The organism is Alteromonas sp. CNT1-28 (genome assembly GCF_022348345.1).
GTDB classification, from domain to species: domain Bacteria; phylum Pseudomonadota; class Gammaproteobacteria; order Enterobacterales; family Alteromonadaceae; genus Alteromonas; species Alteromonas macleodii.
In genome coordinates, this window is sequence record NZ_JAKREZ010000004.1 from 65,645 (window position 1) to 79,202 (window position 13,558).

Annotated in this window: 13 protein-coding genes; 3 read left to right on the top strand and 10 right to left on the bottom strand. The window is 44.7% G+C overall.

Annotated elements, in window-relative coordinates; all coding sequences use genetic code 11:
* Positions 1-18: 18 nt before the first annotated feature.
* From MHN02_RS03640 to rpe, 8 genes are all read right to left on the bottom strand, one after another.
* A complete protein-coding gene (locus MHN02_RS03640) occupies positions 19-825 on the bottom strand; it encodes a DUF1338 domain-containing protein (protein ID WP_039217670.1) in 807 nt (268 codons plus the stop codon).
* 117 nt (positions 826-942) lie between these two features.
* Positions 943-2,412 carry a succinylglutamate-semialdehyde dehydrogenase gene (astD, locus tag MHN02_RS03645; protein WP_239244603.1) on the bottom strand — a complete coding sequence of 490 codons (1,470 nt, stop codon included), beginning with the start codon at positions 2,410-2,412 and terminating at the stop codon, positions 943-945.
* Between the two features lie 13 nt (positions 2,413-2,425).
* Positions 2,426-3,463: an arginine N-succinyltransferase gene (gene astA / locus MHN02_RS03650; RefSeq protein WP_014948020.1), complete on the bottom strand. Its 1,038-nt coding sequence runs from the start codon at positions 3,461-3,463 to the stop codon at positions 2,426-2,428.
* A 20-nt stretch (positions 3,464-3,483) separates the two neighbouring features.
* A complete protein-coding gene (locus MHN02_RS03655) occupies positions 3,484-4,692 on the bottom strand; it encodes an aspartate aminotransferase family protein (protein ID WP_014978113.1) in 1,209 nt (402 codons plus the stop codon).
* Between the two features lie 462 nt (positions 4,693-5,154).
* Positions 5,155-6,321, bottom strand: a complete 1,167-nt coding sequence (locus MHN02_RS03660; protein ID WP_014975475.1) for an HDOD domain-containing protein — start codon at positions 6,319-6,321, stop codon at positions 5,155-5,157.
* A 297-nt stretch (positions 6,322-6,618) separates the two neighbouring features.
* Positions 6,619-7,203 (bottom strand): aminodeoxychorismate/anthranilate synthase component II, encoded by a 585-nt coding sequence (locus tag MHN02_RS03665; protein ID WP_239244605.1) that lies wholly within the window; start codon positions 7,201-7,203, stop codon positions 6,619-6,621.
* 100 nt (positions 7,204-7,303) lie between these two features.
* Entirely contained in the window at positions 7,304-8,311 is a 1,008-nt protein-coding gene (trpS, locus tag MHN02_RS03670) for a tryptophan--tRNA ligase (protein ID WP_039225099.1), read from the bottom strand.
* A gap of 65 nt (positions 8,312-8,376) precedes the next feature.
* Positions 8,377-9,054, bottom strand: a complete 678-nt coding sequence (gene rpe / locus MHN02_RS03675; protein ID WP_014978117.1) for a ribulose-phosphate 3-epimerase — start codon at positions 9,052-9,054, stop codon at positions 8,377-8,379.
* Between the two features lie 305 nt (positions 9,055-9,359).
* On the opposite strand from rpe, the gene MHN02_RS03680 reads away from it, so the two are divergent.
* The 3 genes from MHN02_RS03680 (at position 9,360) to MHN02_RS03690 (ending at position 10,869) form a co-directional block, all read left to right on the top strand.
* The gene (locus tag MHN02_RS03680) at positions 9,360-10,178 is read left to right on the top strand and encodes a TorF family putative porin (RefSeq protein WP_014948026.1); all 819 of its coding nucleotides are present in this window, start codon (positions 9,360-9,362) and stop codon (positions 10,176-10,178) included.
* A 172-nt stretch (positions 10,179-10,350) separates the two neighbouring features.
* Positions 10,351-10,659 (top strand): hypothetical protein, encoded by a 309-nt coding sequence (locus MHN02_RS03685; RefSeq protein ID WP_014948027.1) that lies wholly within the window; start codon positions 10,351-10,353, stop codon positions 10,657-10,659.
* A gap of 9 nt (positions 10,660-10,668) precedes the next feature.
* Positions 10,669-10,869: a DUF2970 domain-containing protein gene (locus MHN02_RS03690; RefSeq protein ID WP_014948028.1), complete on the top strand. Its 201-nt coding sequence runs from the start codon at positions 10,669-10,671 to the stop codon at positions 10,867-10,869.
* An 83-nt stretch (positions 10,870-10,952) separates the two neighbouring features.
* Here the strand turns inward: MHN02_RS03690 and MHN02_RS03695 are convergent, their stop codons facing one another.
* Both MHN02_RS03695 and MHN02_RS03700 read right to left on the bottom strand, forming a co-directional pair.
* Positions 10,953-11,834, bottom strand: a complete 882-nt coding sequence (locus MHN02_RS03695; protein WP_239244607.1) for a Dam family site-specific DNA-(adenine-N6)-methyltransferase — start codon at positions 11,832-11,834, stop codon at positions 10,953-10,955.
* A gap of 226 nt (positions 11,835-12,060) precedes the next feature.
* On the bottom strand, positions 12,061-13,533 hold the full coding sequence (locus MHN02_RS03700; protein ID WP_239244609.1) for a cell division protein DamX: 1,473 nt from the start codon (positions 13,531-13,533) through the stop codon (positions 12,061-12,063).
* Positions 13,534-13,558: the final 25 nt, after the last annotated feature.

Consider the following 13,558-nt stretch of genomic DNA (forward strand, 5'->3'; position numbering starts at 1 on the left):
AATGACTAAGCAAGCTCGTTACTTAGCATTGGTGCTTTCAAAGATTTTATCTGCCGATGCGGCAACAAAGCCTTTGTAAAGCTTACCATCAGGCATTTCATAGCGTTGTGCAAACTCGTAGAAGCAGCTTGGAATTGCCACAGTTTCGTCGCTAAACGCTACGTCAGCACGGTCAGCCATCGTTGATGATTGCGCTAAAAATACGTCTGGACCACCTTTAATTTCGCCGCCAGAGGTGTTTAGCACAAAGCCTGCTTCTTTAAGCAATGTGTTTACGTCGGTAAGCTCGTCAGTACGGGTTAAGTGATTAACACTTACCGTAAAGTGGTTAGCACGGAAGCCCCATGCTGCCATCCACGCCGCGTATTCTGATTCGTTAAGCAGTGTGTCGTATTCTGCTTTAGTAACGTCCCAATGTTTACCCGAGTACAAGAAGTTATCTGCATCCACTACAGACTCAGGCATTTGATCAACCATCTTCTTGATAATTGCTTGAGCAGTTTCAGAAAGCTCATTTACACGAAGCTCACTAATAAATACTTTTGGTTTAGTATCGTCAGGGTGCTCGAAATGCTTTGCAGTAAGCTTTTTCGCTTCAAAGTCATAGTCGCCTTTAGCTTCATAACCCAATGCTAAGAAGTGCGCAGCAAGCTTGTCTAAGCGGGTTTTATCAAGAGCAAAAGTTCGAAAAGCTACATGGTCGTTAACGATGTCGTTCGTGTTTTCTTCACCCGCTAAAAGTGCATGAATTTTGTGCGCTGAGGGAGTGATGGTAACGTAATCGTCCCACATGTTGCTAAACAACGTATCGATGTTGCTATGCATGGTGGTAGGGTCCTTTCTGTCGTTGACTATTTTTAAACGAATAGTTCGTATAGGGTTGGTACTAAACTGGCCGACACAAAAATCATGTCGGCCTTTTTATAACGTGAAAAGCTTGGGTTACATCGACAAGCCTGGGCTTAATTTGCCCGGCATAGTAACTTTATCAAGCTCAACTGAAGCAACTGGGTACGCACAGTAGTCGGCTGCATAAAACGCACTTGCTCTGTGGTTACCGCTGTCGCCCACGCCACCAAATGGCGCTGCGCTGCTTGCACCTGTAATAGGTCTATTCCAGTTTACGATGCCCGCGCGAATGCGTGCGAAGAAGTAGCGATAATCTTCTTCGTTGTCGCCTAGAAGACCTGCTGATAAGCCAAAGCTGGTGTTATTCGCTTCTGCGATAGCTGCGTCAAAATCGCTGTAACGAATCACTTTAAGTAGTGGACCAAAGTGTTCTTCGTCAGGCAGTGAAGCAAGCATGTCAGTCACATCAATGATGCCAGGAGTAGCAAAACCTTTGTTCTCGTCTTTTTGTTCAAGGCGAACCAGTACTTTACCACCAAGGTTTTCAAGCTCTTGCTGTGCTTTTACCATCAGTGCAGCGGCATTACTTGAGATCATTGCGCCCATAAATGGTTGATCTTCAGCGTCATAATCACCCACCTTAATATTCTTGGTCACTTCGATTAAGCGAGCAAGGATTGCATCACCCTGTGCATCGGCTGGTAAGAATAGGCGACGTGCACACGTACAGCGTTGACCTGATGTAATGAAAGCAGATTGAACGATGTCATGTACGGCAGCATCAACATCAGCCACATCTTTGACAATGAGTGGGTTGTTACCACCCATTTCAAGAGCCAAAATTTTACCTGGGTGACCTGCGAACTGCTCGTGCAAGATTTTTCCTGTGCGTGAGCTACCCGTAAAGAAAAGACCATCGATATCGTTATGCGACGCCAAAGCCTTACCTGTTTCAACTTCACCTTGTACTAGGTTGAGTACACCCGCTGGCAGGCCAGCAGCATCCCATAGCTTCACCATTTCTTGTGCAACCATAGGCGTCAAATCGCTTGGTTTAAACACAACTGTGTTACCTGCAATAAGGGCTGGAACAATGTGTCCGTTTGGCAGGTGGCCAGGGAAGTTGTATGGGCCAAATACAGCAACAACGCCGTGAGGCTTGTGTCGAATGAAGGCTTTACCTACAGGCATTGGGTTTTCAACGTTACCCGTGCGTTCAAAATAGGCTTTTTCAGAAATACCAATTTTGCCCATCATGGCGCCAACTTCAGTGGCAGTTTCCCACTCTGGCTTACCCGTTTCTTTAGCCATAGCTTTGGCAAGGTGCGCTTTAGCTTCTTCTAGCTTAGTGCCATAAACCTTAATAATCTCAAGACGCTCTTCAACGGTTTTCATGCTCCATACTGGAAGTACAGCACGAGCAGCGTTAATTGCGTCATCAATTTGAGAGGCTGTCGCAGACTTACCTTCCCAAATCACTTCGTTTTTTGCAGGGTCAATTGACGCTAAGTCATGACCTTGTCCGGCAACCCATTCACCGTTGATAAAATGTGTATGTAGCATAGTGGGTGTCCTTTTAATCTCTGAATGTAACGGGGGCGAAGCGTACGTGCTCTCCCTCTTTGACATTCAATGCAGCAGCGGCTTGGCGAGATAGCACGGCAACTTGCTTTTCTTCGCTTACCGTCATCTCGGTGGCAACTGCACGAAAATCAGATACTGATGTATTAATGATGTAGTGCGTTTGCCCTTGGGCAGCAGCGCTATCGTCAATCACTACAGGCAGTTTTAAACTCGACTGAGCCGTGCGGATGTGGCTTAAGTTTGCTTCTACCGTCGGGCCTGCGTCGAAAATGTCTACGTAGCCGCGGCAAGAAAAGCCTTCTTCTTCAAGAAGCTGAAGAGCAGGGCGTGTTTTGTCATGGACTTCGCCAATGACTTCTTGCGCTTCTTTGCTAAGCAGATTTACGTATATCGGGTACTTCGGCATAAGTTCAGCAATAAACACTTTATTACCAATGCCTGTTAAGTAGTCAGCAGTAGGAAAATCCATTGAGAAGAAATGGGTTTCCAACCACTCCCAAAATGGTGAGCGTCCTTCTTCGTCACTCACACCGCGCATTTCAGCAATAACTGTCTCTGAGAAGCGTTCACGGTGCTCCATCATGAACAAGAATCGAACCTTTGAAAGGAAGCGGCCGTTTATGCCGCCGCGGGCTTGTTCGCGAAGAAACAGCGTACATATTTCAGTAACACCGGTGTAGTCATTACAAAACGTTAGAATGTCTACCGTGTTGTGAATGTTAAGCTCGCGCGAGGCGTGCACTACTTTGCTTAGGTGGTAATGATAGAACGCATCGTCTATACCAACAGCCGCTTCAATACCTGTTGTTCCTACTACCTGTCCGGTAGTGGTATCTTCCATTACAAACAAGTATGACTCATCGCCAGGTTCGGTTACGTTTGGTTTGTTAAACGCAGTTTCTGCACGATCAATTTTACGCTGCAGCAACTCGTCGTTGACAGGTAAAGACGTAAAGCCAATACCTGATTCAACGGCGATTTCTTTAAGCGCGTTATAGTCGGCCTTCGTGATAGGGCGAATGATATTCATGTTCGCTACTCGTGTTGTAATTATTCGGCGTTTACAACGGCAGCAACGGCGCGTTCAAAACGTGCAAGACCTTCTTTGATGTCTTCATCAGGAATAACCAGGGAAGGTGCAAAACGAATAACGTTCATGCCAGCAACAAGACACATAAGGTTCTCTTTCGTTGCAGCCATCATGAAGTCACGTGCACGGCCTTGGTATTTCTCATTTAACGCACAACCTAACAGCATGCCTTGACCACGTACTTCTTCAAATACGTTGTACTTTTCATTGATAGCACCTAGTAGTTCACGGAATAGGGCTTCTTTCTTAAGCACACCTTCAAGCACTTCTGGCTGGTTCACGATATCTAACGCTTTTTCCGCAACAGCACAGGCTAGTGGGTTACCACCGTAAGTACTACCGTGGGTACCTGGCTTAAGGTGTGCAGCGATGTCTGCTGTGGTAAGCATGGCACCAATTGGAAAGCCGCCACCAAGAGATTTTGCGGTTGTTAGGATATCAGGTGTTACGCCAAGACCCATATAGGCATAAAGGTGACCAGTACGACCAACACCCGACTGAACTTCGTCAAAAATAAGTAATGCGTTGTGCTTGTCACAAAGTTCGCGAACGCCTTTTACGAAATCTACATCAGGTGGAATAATACCGCCTTCACCCTGAAGCGGTTCCATCATTACCGCGCAGGTTTTGTCAGAAATTAGCGCTTCAAAGGCAGCTAAATCGTTGTAGTCACAGTGGTCAACAGCGCCTGGCTTAGGACCAAAACCGTCAGAGTAAGCAGCTTGACCACCTACTGTTACGGTAAAGAAGGTACGGCCGTGGAAACCTTTGTTGAAAGCGATGATTTGGTTTTTGTCTTCACCGTGCTTGTCCAGCGCCCAGCGACGAGCTAGCTTCAATGCTGCTTCGTTCGCTTCTGCGCCTGAGTTTGCGAAGTAAACTCTATCTGAAAACGTTGCGTCATTTAGCTTTTTAGCTAAACGAAGGGCTGGCTCGTTAGTGAAAACGTTGCTTAAGTGCCAAAGCTTGCTGCCTTGTTCATTAAGAGCTTTCACAAGCTCTGGGTGACAGTGACCTAAAACGTTAACTGCAATACCGCCTGCAAAGTCGATGTACTCAGCTCCATCTTGATCCCATACGCGTGAACCTTCACCTCGAACAGGTACCATACCTGCTGGGTTATAGTTAGGAACCATTACATCATCAAATGTAGCGCGAGTTACGTTCATCTTTGTTACCTCTGCGTTGGGCGCCAATCACACTGTGTGATTTGGCCTATCGAATCTATGAGCACATTTTAGTACTACTTTGGTCGATAAGCGTTAATTGGGCGCGTAAAAACTAATCGGATTTGTTCAACAGTATGCCATTTTTTTTAACATTTGTCTTCTATGCAAAAGGCTGCAGCCCTTTATTTATAAGGACTGTGGCTTAATTTGCAGGAAAAGTGAATAACTATTAACTACTGGGCTATATCAATAAGTAATAATCAATTTTTGCGCTGAGAAAAGGGCTACATACGGGTTTTACTGCACTGTGAGGCAATAAGAAAGGGGGGATAGGACCGGAAGCCTTACCTGTTTAATGTCGCTAAAAACGGGCAAGGCATTGAGCAAGCGTCAATAATTTGGGGCATCATGCACATGAAATGAAAAAGGTGCATAACGAGTGCATGAATATCCACTAAAAAATTAATGATTCTCTTCGTTTTTCACCAAAGGAAGGGTGAAAATATCAATGGTTTTGAGTTTTTCGAGTGCACCTGCAGGGTAGCGTTGCTCCATGAAAAGCGGCTTTACTTCTTTCATTTCAACAAGCTTTAACTGATGTAACATCCGAATTTGTGTGTAGGTTCGGGCTTGATGAAGTACCTTACTGAGTGTTTTAGGCTGTGCGGGTACTTTATCGGCACACGCTCGCATAGGTTCTGCAATAGGCAAGCGCATTAAATGCATCCACTCCAGAATATCCGCGCTGATTGCATCTGCGAATTCTTGCTGTAGTGCAATAAGGTGGTTGGCTGAAGGAGCCACTTTGAGTAGCGCTTCATGTCGCTTTTGCTCTTTGTCTTTCTGGCATTCTTGCAACAGATGTAGCTGAATTTTATCGAACAGTTTGAAGTAAAGTCTTGTTACGACACAACGCCCCAAATTACTAAGCATCGCAAGGGTATAAGCCTGGTTTTTGTTTAGATCCGTAAGCGCTGCAAGGCGTTTCGCCGTTATGGCAACGCCAGTCGTATAAGGCGTAAGCTTTTGTTTAATTAGCGGGTAAGGGTCGGTAATCTGAGGCATAGCACGCTTTAAGATGAGCGACGGTATCAATGTGCGTAGGTTTTCAATACCCAAAAAGCTCAATGCTGTGCGCAGTGTCTCTACCACAATGATACGCCCACGGGAGTCTTTGCGTCTAAATTGTGGAGTATTCACCACAACGATCAGTTCATCATAAAGCCAAGGCATGGTTGCGGCAATTGGCTCTAGTTTCGAAACCGAGCATGCTTTCACGGAAAGTGCATCAAGAAGCTCGCCGATATTTTCGGGCAAGTTAAGTACGTTTTGAACGAGCTCGTCGGTATAGCTTAGCTGCTCTGTTAATTCACCTAGAAGGATCTCGTGAAGATGGTGACTCACTGATTCAAGGTATGACGCTTCGGTTTTCTCTTGAAGGCGCTTGTTTTCAATCGCCACTTTTTCAACGTGCAATAGCAGCCTGCGCGCATCACCTTGCTCCGATTGCTCGAAGCTTACTTCTCCCACCTTGCGCCTTCCTAGCATTTCCAGCACTCGCTCTGGCGATATGATCATATTTTCAAAACGATCATCTATCGTGGGCGGTGTGGTTGCCCCCATTGTCATATTAAAAGCACTCCTGCTCATAACTTTTTGGTGAACGGCAATATTATCGTACATCAGGGGCCTTTATTACTTTCGCTACGGTAATGATAAAAATGGTAGCTACTGCTTGAAAGCAAGCCTTATTTACCCTGCAACTGTTGATATTGCGTGTGCGATGCTTCGTATAATCTTTATTCAGCGCATTGGCTAAAACGAATTATGAAAAGTTAAACGAAAAATCAGTGAATTGCGAGTAATTCTGGCCTTCAAGCGTAACCTTTTACGCTATAAAAGCGTATCGGCATCAAACTCGTATACTTAAATTGATTTAAACTGAAGAAATGCATCCAGTACGCTATGACCGTGTTCGGTAAGCAGTGACTCGGGGTGGTACTGCACGCCCCAAATAGGATGATGGTTATGGGAAATTGCCATGATTTCCTTTGTGCCCTTTGCGGTTTCACACCATGCATCAACACTCAGTGAGGCAGGTAGCGATGCGGGATCTAAAACCAATGAGTGGTAGCGCGTCACGTTAAACGGGTTAGGTAAGCCTTTGAACAGGCCACTGTTGCGGTGTGTTAGGGGGGAAACTTTTCCATGCTTAATCTCTTGTGCACCTACTACCTTGGCACCAAACACTTGACCTATAGCTTGATGACCCAGGCATACACCTAAAATAGGAATCTTGCCTGCAAAATGTTCAATCGCAGATAAGCTGATGCCTGCTTCGTTTGGCGTGCATGGTCCCGGTGAAATAACTAACTGTGAAGGCGCTAAGCGAGATATGTCGTCTAAGGTCAGTGCGTTATTTCGCACCACTTCAACGTCGATGCTGAGCTCAGTGAAATACCGAGCGAGGTTATGAGTGAACGAATCGAAGTTATCAATTAACAGCAACACAGCAGTGCTAGTCCTTGGTATTTCTAAGTTGCGAAGGTTTTAGCCATGAAGGATTAAATGAACCCTTCATGGCGTGTAGCAAGATGTTGGAATTCGGCTGTTATGGCTTTGGAATAAAGCCGACCGCTTTGTATACTTTAGCCAAAGTTTCAGCCGCTCGCGCTGACGCTTTCTCAGCACCCTGACGCATTACGTCGTCAAGATATGCTCTGTCTGCGCGAATTTCAGCATAGCGGGCCTGAATTGGTTCAAGTAGAGCAACCACAGCGTCTGCAACATCACCTTTAAGGTGGCCATACATTTTGTCGGTATATTCAGGCTCAAGCTCTTTAATTGATTTACCCGTCGCAAGCGAAAGTAGAGTCAGTAAGTTAGACACGCCTGGCTTTTCAGTTGGGTTAAAGTAGATATTAGCTTGCTCGTCAGAGTCGGTCACGGCACGTTTGATTTTCTTGGCCAACTTCTTAGGATCTTCTAATAAGCCGATGAAGTTATTCGGGTTGTTGTCAGACTTAGACATCTTCTTTTCAGGCTCTTGAAGGCTCATGATGCGCGCGCCAAAGTCTGGGATATACGGGTCAGGTAGACGAAATACATCGCCGTATAGATTGTTAACACGTGTAGCAATGTCACGAGTTAATTCAAGGTGCTGCTTCTGATCTTCACCTACCGGTACTTTATCTGCTTGGTATAGCAAAATATCTGCTGCTTGGAGGACAGGGTAGCTGTATAAGCCTACATTAATGTTATTTTCGTTCTTCGCAGACTTATCTTTGAATTGAGTCATGCGATTAAGCTCACCCATTTGGGCGTAACAATTCAATACCCAAGATAGCTGTGCATGTTCAGGCACATGGGATTGCAAAAACAGAGTACTTTTTTGTGGATCAATACCGCAAGCAAGGTAAAGAGAAAGGCCGTCTAGACAAGCTTCAGCAAGCTGCTTAGGGTCTTGTCGTACAGTAATAGCATGCAAATCCACTATCATATATAAGCAGTCGTGGTCGTCTTGCATGGAAACCCACTGTTTAAGTGCACCCATGTAATTGCCAAGGGTAAGTTGTCCTGAAGGCTGACAGCCACTTAATACAACGGGTTTATTACTCATTTCTTTTTACCTGTAATACGTTAAATACTGTGAAAATAAAGCTTGGGAAAATAAAGCTTCAAAAATTATGCTTTAGACAGTGACGCTAGTTCATTGCGCATTTGCTCAATGACATCGCTGTAGTCGGGTTGAGAAAAAATAGCCGAACCAGCCACAAACATATCCGCGCCCGCTTCCGCTATTTCGCGAATGTTATCGACTTTTACGCCACCGTCAATTTCAATTCGAATATCGTAGCCGCTTTCTAATACACGCTGTTTCACCGCGCGTACTTTATCTAAGGTGCTAGGAATAAACTTTTGACCACCAAACCCTGGGTTAACCGACATAATAAGAATGTGGTGCAGTTTGTCCATGACGTGGTCAAGGTAATGTAGTGGCGTTGCTGGGTTAAATACGAGCCCCGGCTTGCAACCTGCATCGATAATAAGCTGTAGAGAGCGGTCTATGTGCTCAGACGCTTCTGGGTGAAAGCTAATATAGCTGGCCCCTGCATTCGCGAATTTTTCAATTAAGTCATCGACGGGCTTCACCATTAAGTGCACATCAATGGGAGCGGTAATGCCGTAGTTTCTTAACGCCTCGCAAATCATTGGCCCAAACGTAAGATTGGGTACATAGTGGTTATCCATTACATCGAAATGCACCACATCAGCGCCAGCCTCTAATACCTTTTCTACGTCTTCGCCAAGTCGAGCGAAATCGGCCGATAGTATTGATGGAGCAATTAGGAATGGTTTCATTGCATGTCCTTTCATTCTAAAAACAACAAGGTGCGTTGCCACTTACGTTTCACCTTTGCGAAAGTTTACCCAAATCCGTGCTTCTTTACTATGCAAAGGGTTAATCAGCGTTAATTTCACGGAAATTTAAGATAAACGGACTTTGTCAGAACGTTGCCCAATTTTGGTGAGCGCGCGTTATGTTGGTGCATTTTTATGCAGCGTTTTTTTGTTTCGGTGACAGCGGATGAATTTTTAAAGTTAAATAATCTTCTAAATTTCAATTGGTTAATTTATTTTTTGCGAGTTTTTTTGATGAACCATAAATGGGCATCAACTTTGCGTTATCCAGTCCAAAAAAGAAAACACAGACAGAAAAAACGAATTACAACAAGTTTGAATTTGACTGGAGAACACACATGAAAACATCTACAAAAAGAACAATACTTGCCGCTGCTATTTCTTCAGCGTGTCTGTTAACAGCCATGCCTAGCTATGCAGAAGGTTCATTCACTGCTAACGCTAGTGCAACCAGTAACTACATCTGGCGTGGTCTAACACAAACAACTAACGAAGCTGCAGTACAGGGTGGTATCGATTACGCGCATGAAAGTGGTTTTTATGCGGGTACGTGGGCATCAAATGTCAGCTATGAATCAGACGACATTTACTCTTATGAGCACGACATGTACTTTGGTTTTTCTGGCGAGTCTGAGGGTATTGCGTACGACTTTGGTTACCTTTATTACAACTACGATGATGAAGCAAACTTTGATTTTGCTGAAGTTTACGGCACCGTAGGTATGGGTGGGTTGAGCCTTACTGTATACCTTTTAGCGCACACTGAAGCTGACGAAGGCGAAAATCAAGACTTCGGTTTTGCACAAGCATCGTATACCTCGCTTGATTACAGCATGGAGATCTTAAACGGTACGGAACTTGGTTTCCACGTTGGCTATCACGAAGGCGATTTCGCTGAAGCATTTAACGGCGTAGAGGGTTATGCGGACTACGGTGTTTCGATCGCTAAAGATGGTTTTAGCTTCGCTGTAACTGGCACTAACTTAGATGACGACGGTGCCGATGCATTGGATAACGACGCAGTGAAATTTACTGTAGCATACTCTATGGACTTCGAACTGTAATGACCTTGTAGAGGCCATTGGATGGCCTTTATCAAAACGTTGAGTACTAAAAGCCTAATGTGTTTTCGTTAGGCCTTTCATTTTTCAAAAAGCAACGCATTTTTAACTTGTTCGTAACCTGCTTTTGATTATAATGAGATTAATTTTTAAACGAGTGTAAGGAGTATTCAGGATGAAGGTTCTTCCATTTTTTGCGATTTGTGGAGCGGTAGCGCTTGTTAGCGTTGCGGTTACAAGTACGCCAAATTCACACTCGTCAGTATGCGAATTCCAACCCGTTACGGAGTTCAACCCCAAGTTGCCCGCAAGCCATATTCAAAACCAATGTGCCCGTCATCAAGAGGGTGTTGAGGAAGTCAGTTGGCTGTCATGGATAGCGGGGAAATCATCCTCTTTCCAATTCCACTTTTTAGACCTACTTGAGTTGATGCACAGCGACGAAGGTAATCGAGATTTCACCTCACCTGCTAACGACACTTAGGGGAAAATTATGCAGTCTGGTACTGGTTTTTGGTCAGTTCTAGGTAGTGTAGTTGCTAGTCTATTTGGTGTTCAGAGCCATAAAAACTACGAACGTGACTTTACTAAAGGCACCTTTATCAGCTTCGCCGTCATTGGCGTAATCTTGGTTGTGCTGTTTGTTGTTACGCTTTTTATGTTCGTTAAATGGTATACGGGCTATAGCGCATAGCAATTGCGTGAATACACATTAAAATCGTATGCGGGTAAGGCGGTCGATGCGCTACCTATAAGACGTTTTTTAGGCACCACACACTAAACTGAAGGGCGGTGAAACGTCTTCTTTTTTCGAGTGTTTCGCTTTGGTGCGACGTTAGCTGGAGGGAAATAAGCCAAAATTTCATCCACAGGCTGTCGCTTTGCACCGTTTTGACTTATCGAACGCTTAACTGACAGCATACTGAAATCTGCCCCGTGATAAAGCGACCGAGTTAGCGGTAAATCGTGATTTGAGATGAGGACGGGTATGCCTCGCTTTTTTGACGCGCGGGTGGCGAGCTCAGCCAGCTTCTCTTGAGATTCTTGTCCGAAGCTTCGCGCCGCATAGCTGGTAAACGCTGCAGTCTTGCTGATAGGAGCATACGGTGGGTCACAATAAATAACATTGCCACGCCTAGCTCTAGAAAAAACCTTTTCAAAAGGAAGACAAGTAAACGTCGCTTTTTGCGACTTTTCCGAAAACACAAACATCTCGTCTTCTGGAAAGTAAGGTTTTTTATAGCGGCCAAAAGGTACGTTAAAACGCCCTTGAAGGCTGTAACGACATAATCCGTTGTAACCGTGACGGTTCAAATACAAAAAGAGAATGGCGCGATAATATTCATCTTGTGTGGCGTTAAACTCTTCTCGTAAAGCGTAATACATTTTTTCTTCGTTGCGTTTTCCGTCGAAAAACGCGCGTGCATCGTTAATCAGTGCATCGGGCTGCGCTTTAAGGAAATTGTATAAGTTGATGAGATCAGGATTGATGTCATTAAGCAGGTAGCGTTTGTATTGCGTATTCAGAAATACAGATCCGGCACCAACAAACGGTTCAATGAGTTTATTGGCTTGCGGTAATCTGGCCTGAATATGCTCAACCAAGCTGTATTTGCCACCGGCCCATTTTAAAAAAGCCCGGTTTTTTTTCTGCATCATGCTTAAACGTTACTACCTAGACGGAATGAAGACGGTGGTTTTTCCGTGCGCCGCCGTTCCAAGGGAAAGGGTCGTCTTTATACTTTTATGCTGATCAGTATCAGATATCACCACACTAAAGGTAGATTGTAACTTTCATCAGTAAAACGGACAACCAACAAGTGTCGCAAGAACGGAATTTTGCTCATTTACTGGAAATATTATGGCCACACGGTTGTGAAATGACTTAATTTTGCGCTTTGCTCATCTCTAAGAGGATTTGGTTTCCTCGCTTTATAAAAGCATTTTGTTTACCTGGATATTCGGGTAAATTTGTTCGTGCTTGTTGCGCTTGAGATAACGACGTGTAGATTTGCTTGTTAACTACTACAAACCAGTCGCCACCATAGCGCGTCGTTTTATAAATTCGCGTTTGCTCAGTTAGATTGTTTTCTCGTAGGAACTCACTGAGAACAGACTCACTTTTCATCGCTAACAACTGTATAGCGTAGTCATTTTCCCCAATCCAGCCTTCTTGACTCGATTCACTGGCCACAGTGGTTGGCGTTACATTATCGTTGACGCCGTCCGAGTTTGATTTGGCACCTTGAGCAGATTGTCGATCACTTAGCGCACCACTGCTAACCACCTCTGAACCATTGGAATCAGTGGTATTACCTTCAATCGGGGCATTCTCAAACTGGTTATTGTCTGCCTGTTCTGAAGATGGCGTAACTTCAGGTAAGGATGAAACCGCATTTTCCCAATTGGTAATCAACGGACCGTTATCTGACGATTCATCAATTAACGAGCCACCAACGTCTGCACTATCATCATTGGGCGCGGAAACAAGCTCTACATTGCCTATTTGGTTGGTTGCTTGAGTTGCTGAGTTTGATGCTGTTGTTTCGCTTTCATCGGTTTCACCATTGCCTATAAGCTTGTTATAAGCAGAGCCGGGCTCAACCTGCGTTCTTTCAGGTTCTGGCGAAGGTTGACTAATAGGCGCAAAAATCGATGCTAATTTATCACCGTACTGCCAGTAAATAAGGCCAGAAAACGTAGCAAGGAACACGCATATAACAGCGATATAAAACCACTTAGACTTTAACGGGTTGATAAAAGTTTGCGTATTTTCACGCTGTCTATTTTCTAAATGAGCCTGAAAAGCCTCGCGACGTGAAGCAATCATTTTGTCTAGCTCTGACTCGAAGCTAGGCTGTTCGCTAATGACTGACTGGCTGCTAATTATTAGTGGGGTTTCTGTATTTTTTGCAGGAAGCCACTGCTTGGCGCGCTCAGCCCATTCGTTATTCGCGAACAAAAGCACATTTAAATGCTGTTTGTTACCAGCGAACCGACTTTGCAACACCAAGTCCCATAGTTCTTGCAGTAGTGCATCAGGAAGATTGTGGGCTTGGGTGATGGCTATAAGAATTGGACCTTCGTGACTATTTAGGTCGGAAAGTAGTTCGTTTAGAGGCCTAACGAAGCTACCCACCACTTGACCAAGAAGCTGCCGACAAAGTTGTCGACGGTAGTCAGAGGGCTCCATATTTTCTTGCGCAGTTAAATACGCAATCTCGGTATCATCGTGCTGCTGGAAGACAAAGGCTTCAAGGGTCTTTTGTTGTTGAGCAATAGACTCACCACTGACAAAAATCAGCTGAGAAGAGTAATTGACCAAATATTCCAAACGTTCATGCAGTTCACTTTGCATGGGAGTTTGCCCTTATTCACCGTTG

Bases quoted from the DNA above. Each gene is read 5' to 3' on its own strand.
- rpe (WP_014978117.1), bottom strand. From the start codon at position 9,054: ATGAAACCATTCCTAATTGCTCCATCAATACTATCGGCCGATTTCGCT.
- astA (WP_014948020.1), bottom strand. From the start codon at position 3,463: ATGAATATCATTCGCCCTATCACGAAGGCCGACTATAACGCGCTTAAA.
- MHN02_RS03700 (WP_239244609.1), bottom strand. From the start codon at position 13,533: ATGCAAAGTGAACTGCATGAACGTTTGGAATATTTGGTCAATTACTCT.
- MHN02_RS03680 (WP_014948026.1), top strand. From the start codon at position 9,360: ATGGGCATCAACTTTGCGTTATCCAGTCCAAAAAAGAAAACACAGACA.
- astD (WP_239244603.1), bottom strand. From the start codon at position 2,412: ATGCTACATACACATTTTATCAACGGTGAATGGGTTGCCGGACAAGGT.
- trpS (WP_039225099.1), bottom strand. From the start codon at position 8,311: ATGAGTAATAAACCCGTTGTATTAAGTGGCTGTCAGCCTTCAGGACAA.
- MHN02_RS03695 (WP_239244607.1), bottom strand. From the start codon at position 11,834: ATGATGCAGAAAAAAAACCGGGCTTTTTTAAAATGGGCCGGTGGCAAA.
- MHN02_RS03655 (WP_014978113.1), bottom strand. From the start codon at position 4,692: ATGAACGTAACTCGCGCTACATTTGATGATGTAATGGTTCCTAACTAT.
- MHN02_RS03685 (WP_014948027.1), top strand. From the start codon at position 10,351: ATGAAGGTTCTTCCATTTTTTGCGATTTGTGGAGCGGTAGCGCTTGTT.
- MHN02_RS03660 (WP_014975475.1), bottom strand. From the start codon at position 6,321: ATGACAATGGGGGCAACCACACCGCCCACGATAGATGATCGTTTTGAA.
- MHN02_RS03690 (WP_014948028.1), top strand. From the start codon at position 10,669: ATGCAGTCTGGTACTGGTTTTTGGTCAGTTCTAGGTAGTGTAGTTGCT.
- MHN02_RS03640 (WP_039217670.1), bottom strand. From the start codon at position 825: ATGCATAGCAACATCGATACGTTGTTTAGCAACATGTGGGACGATTAC.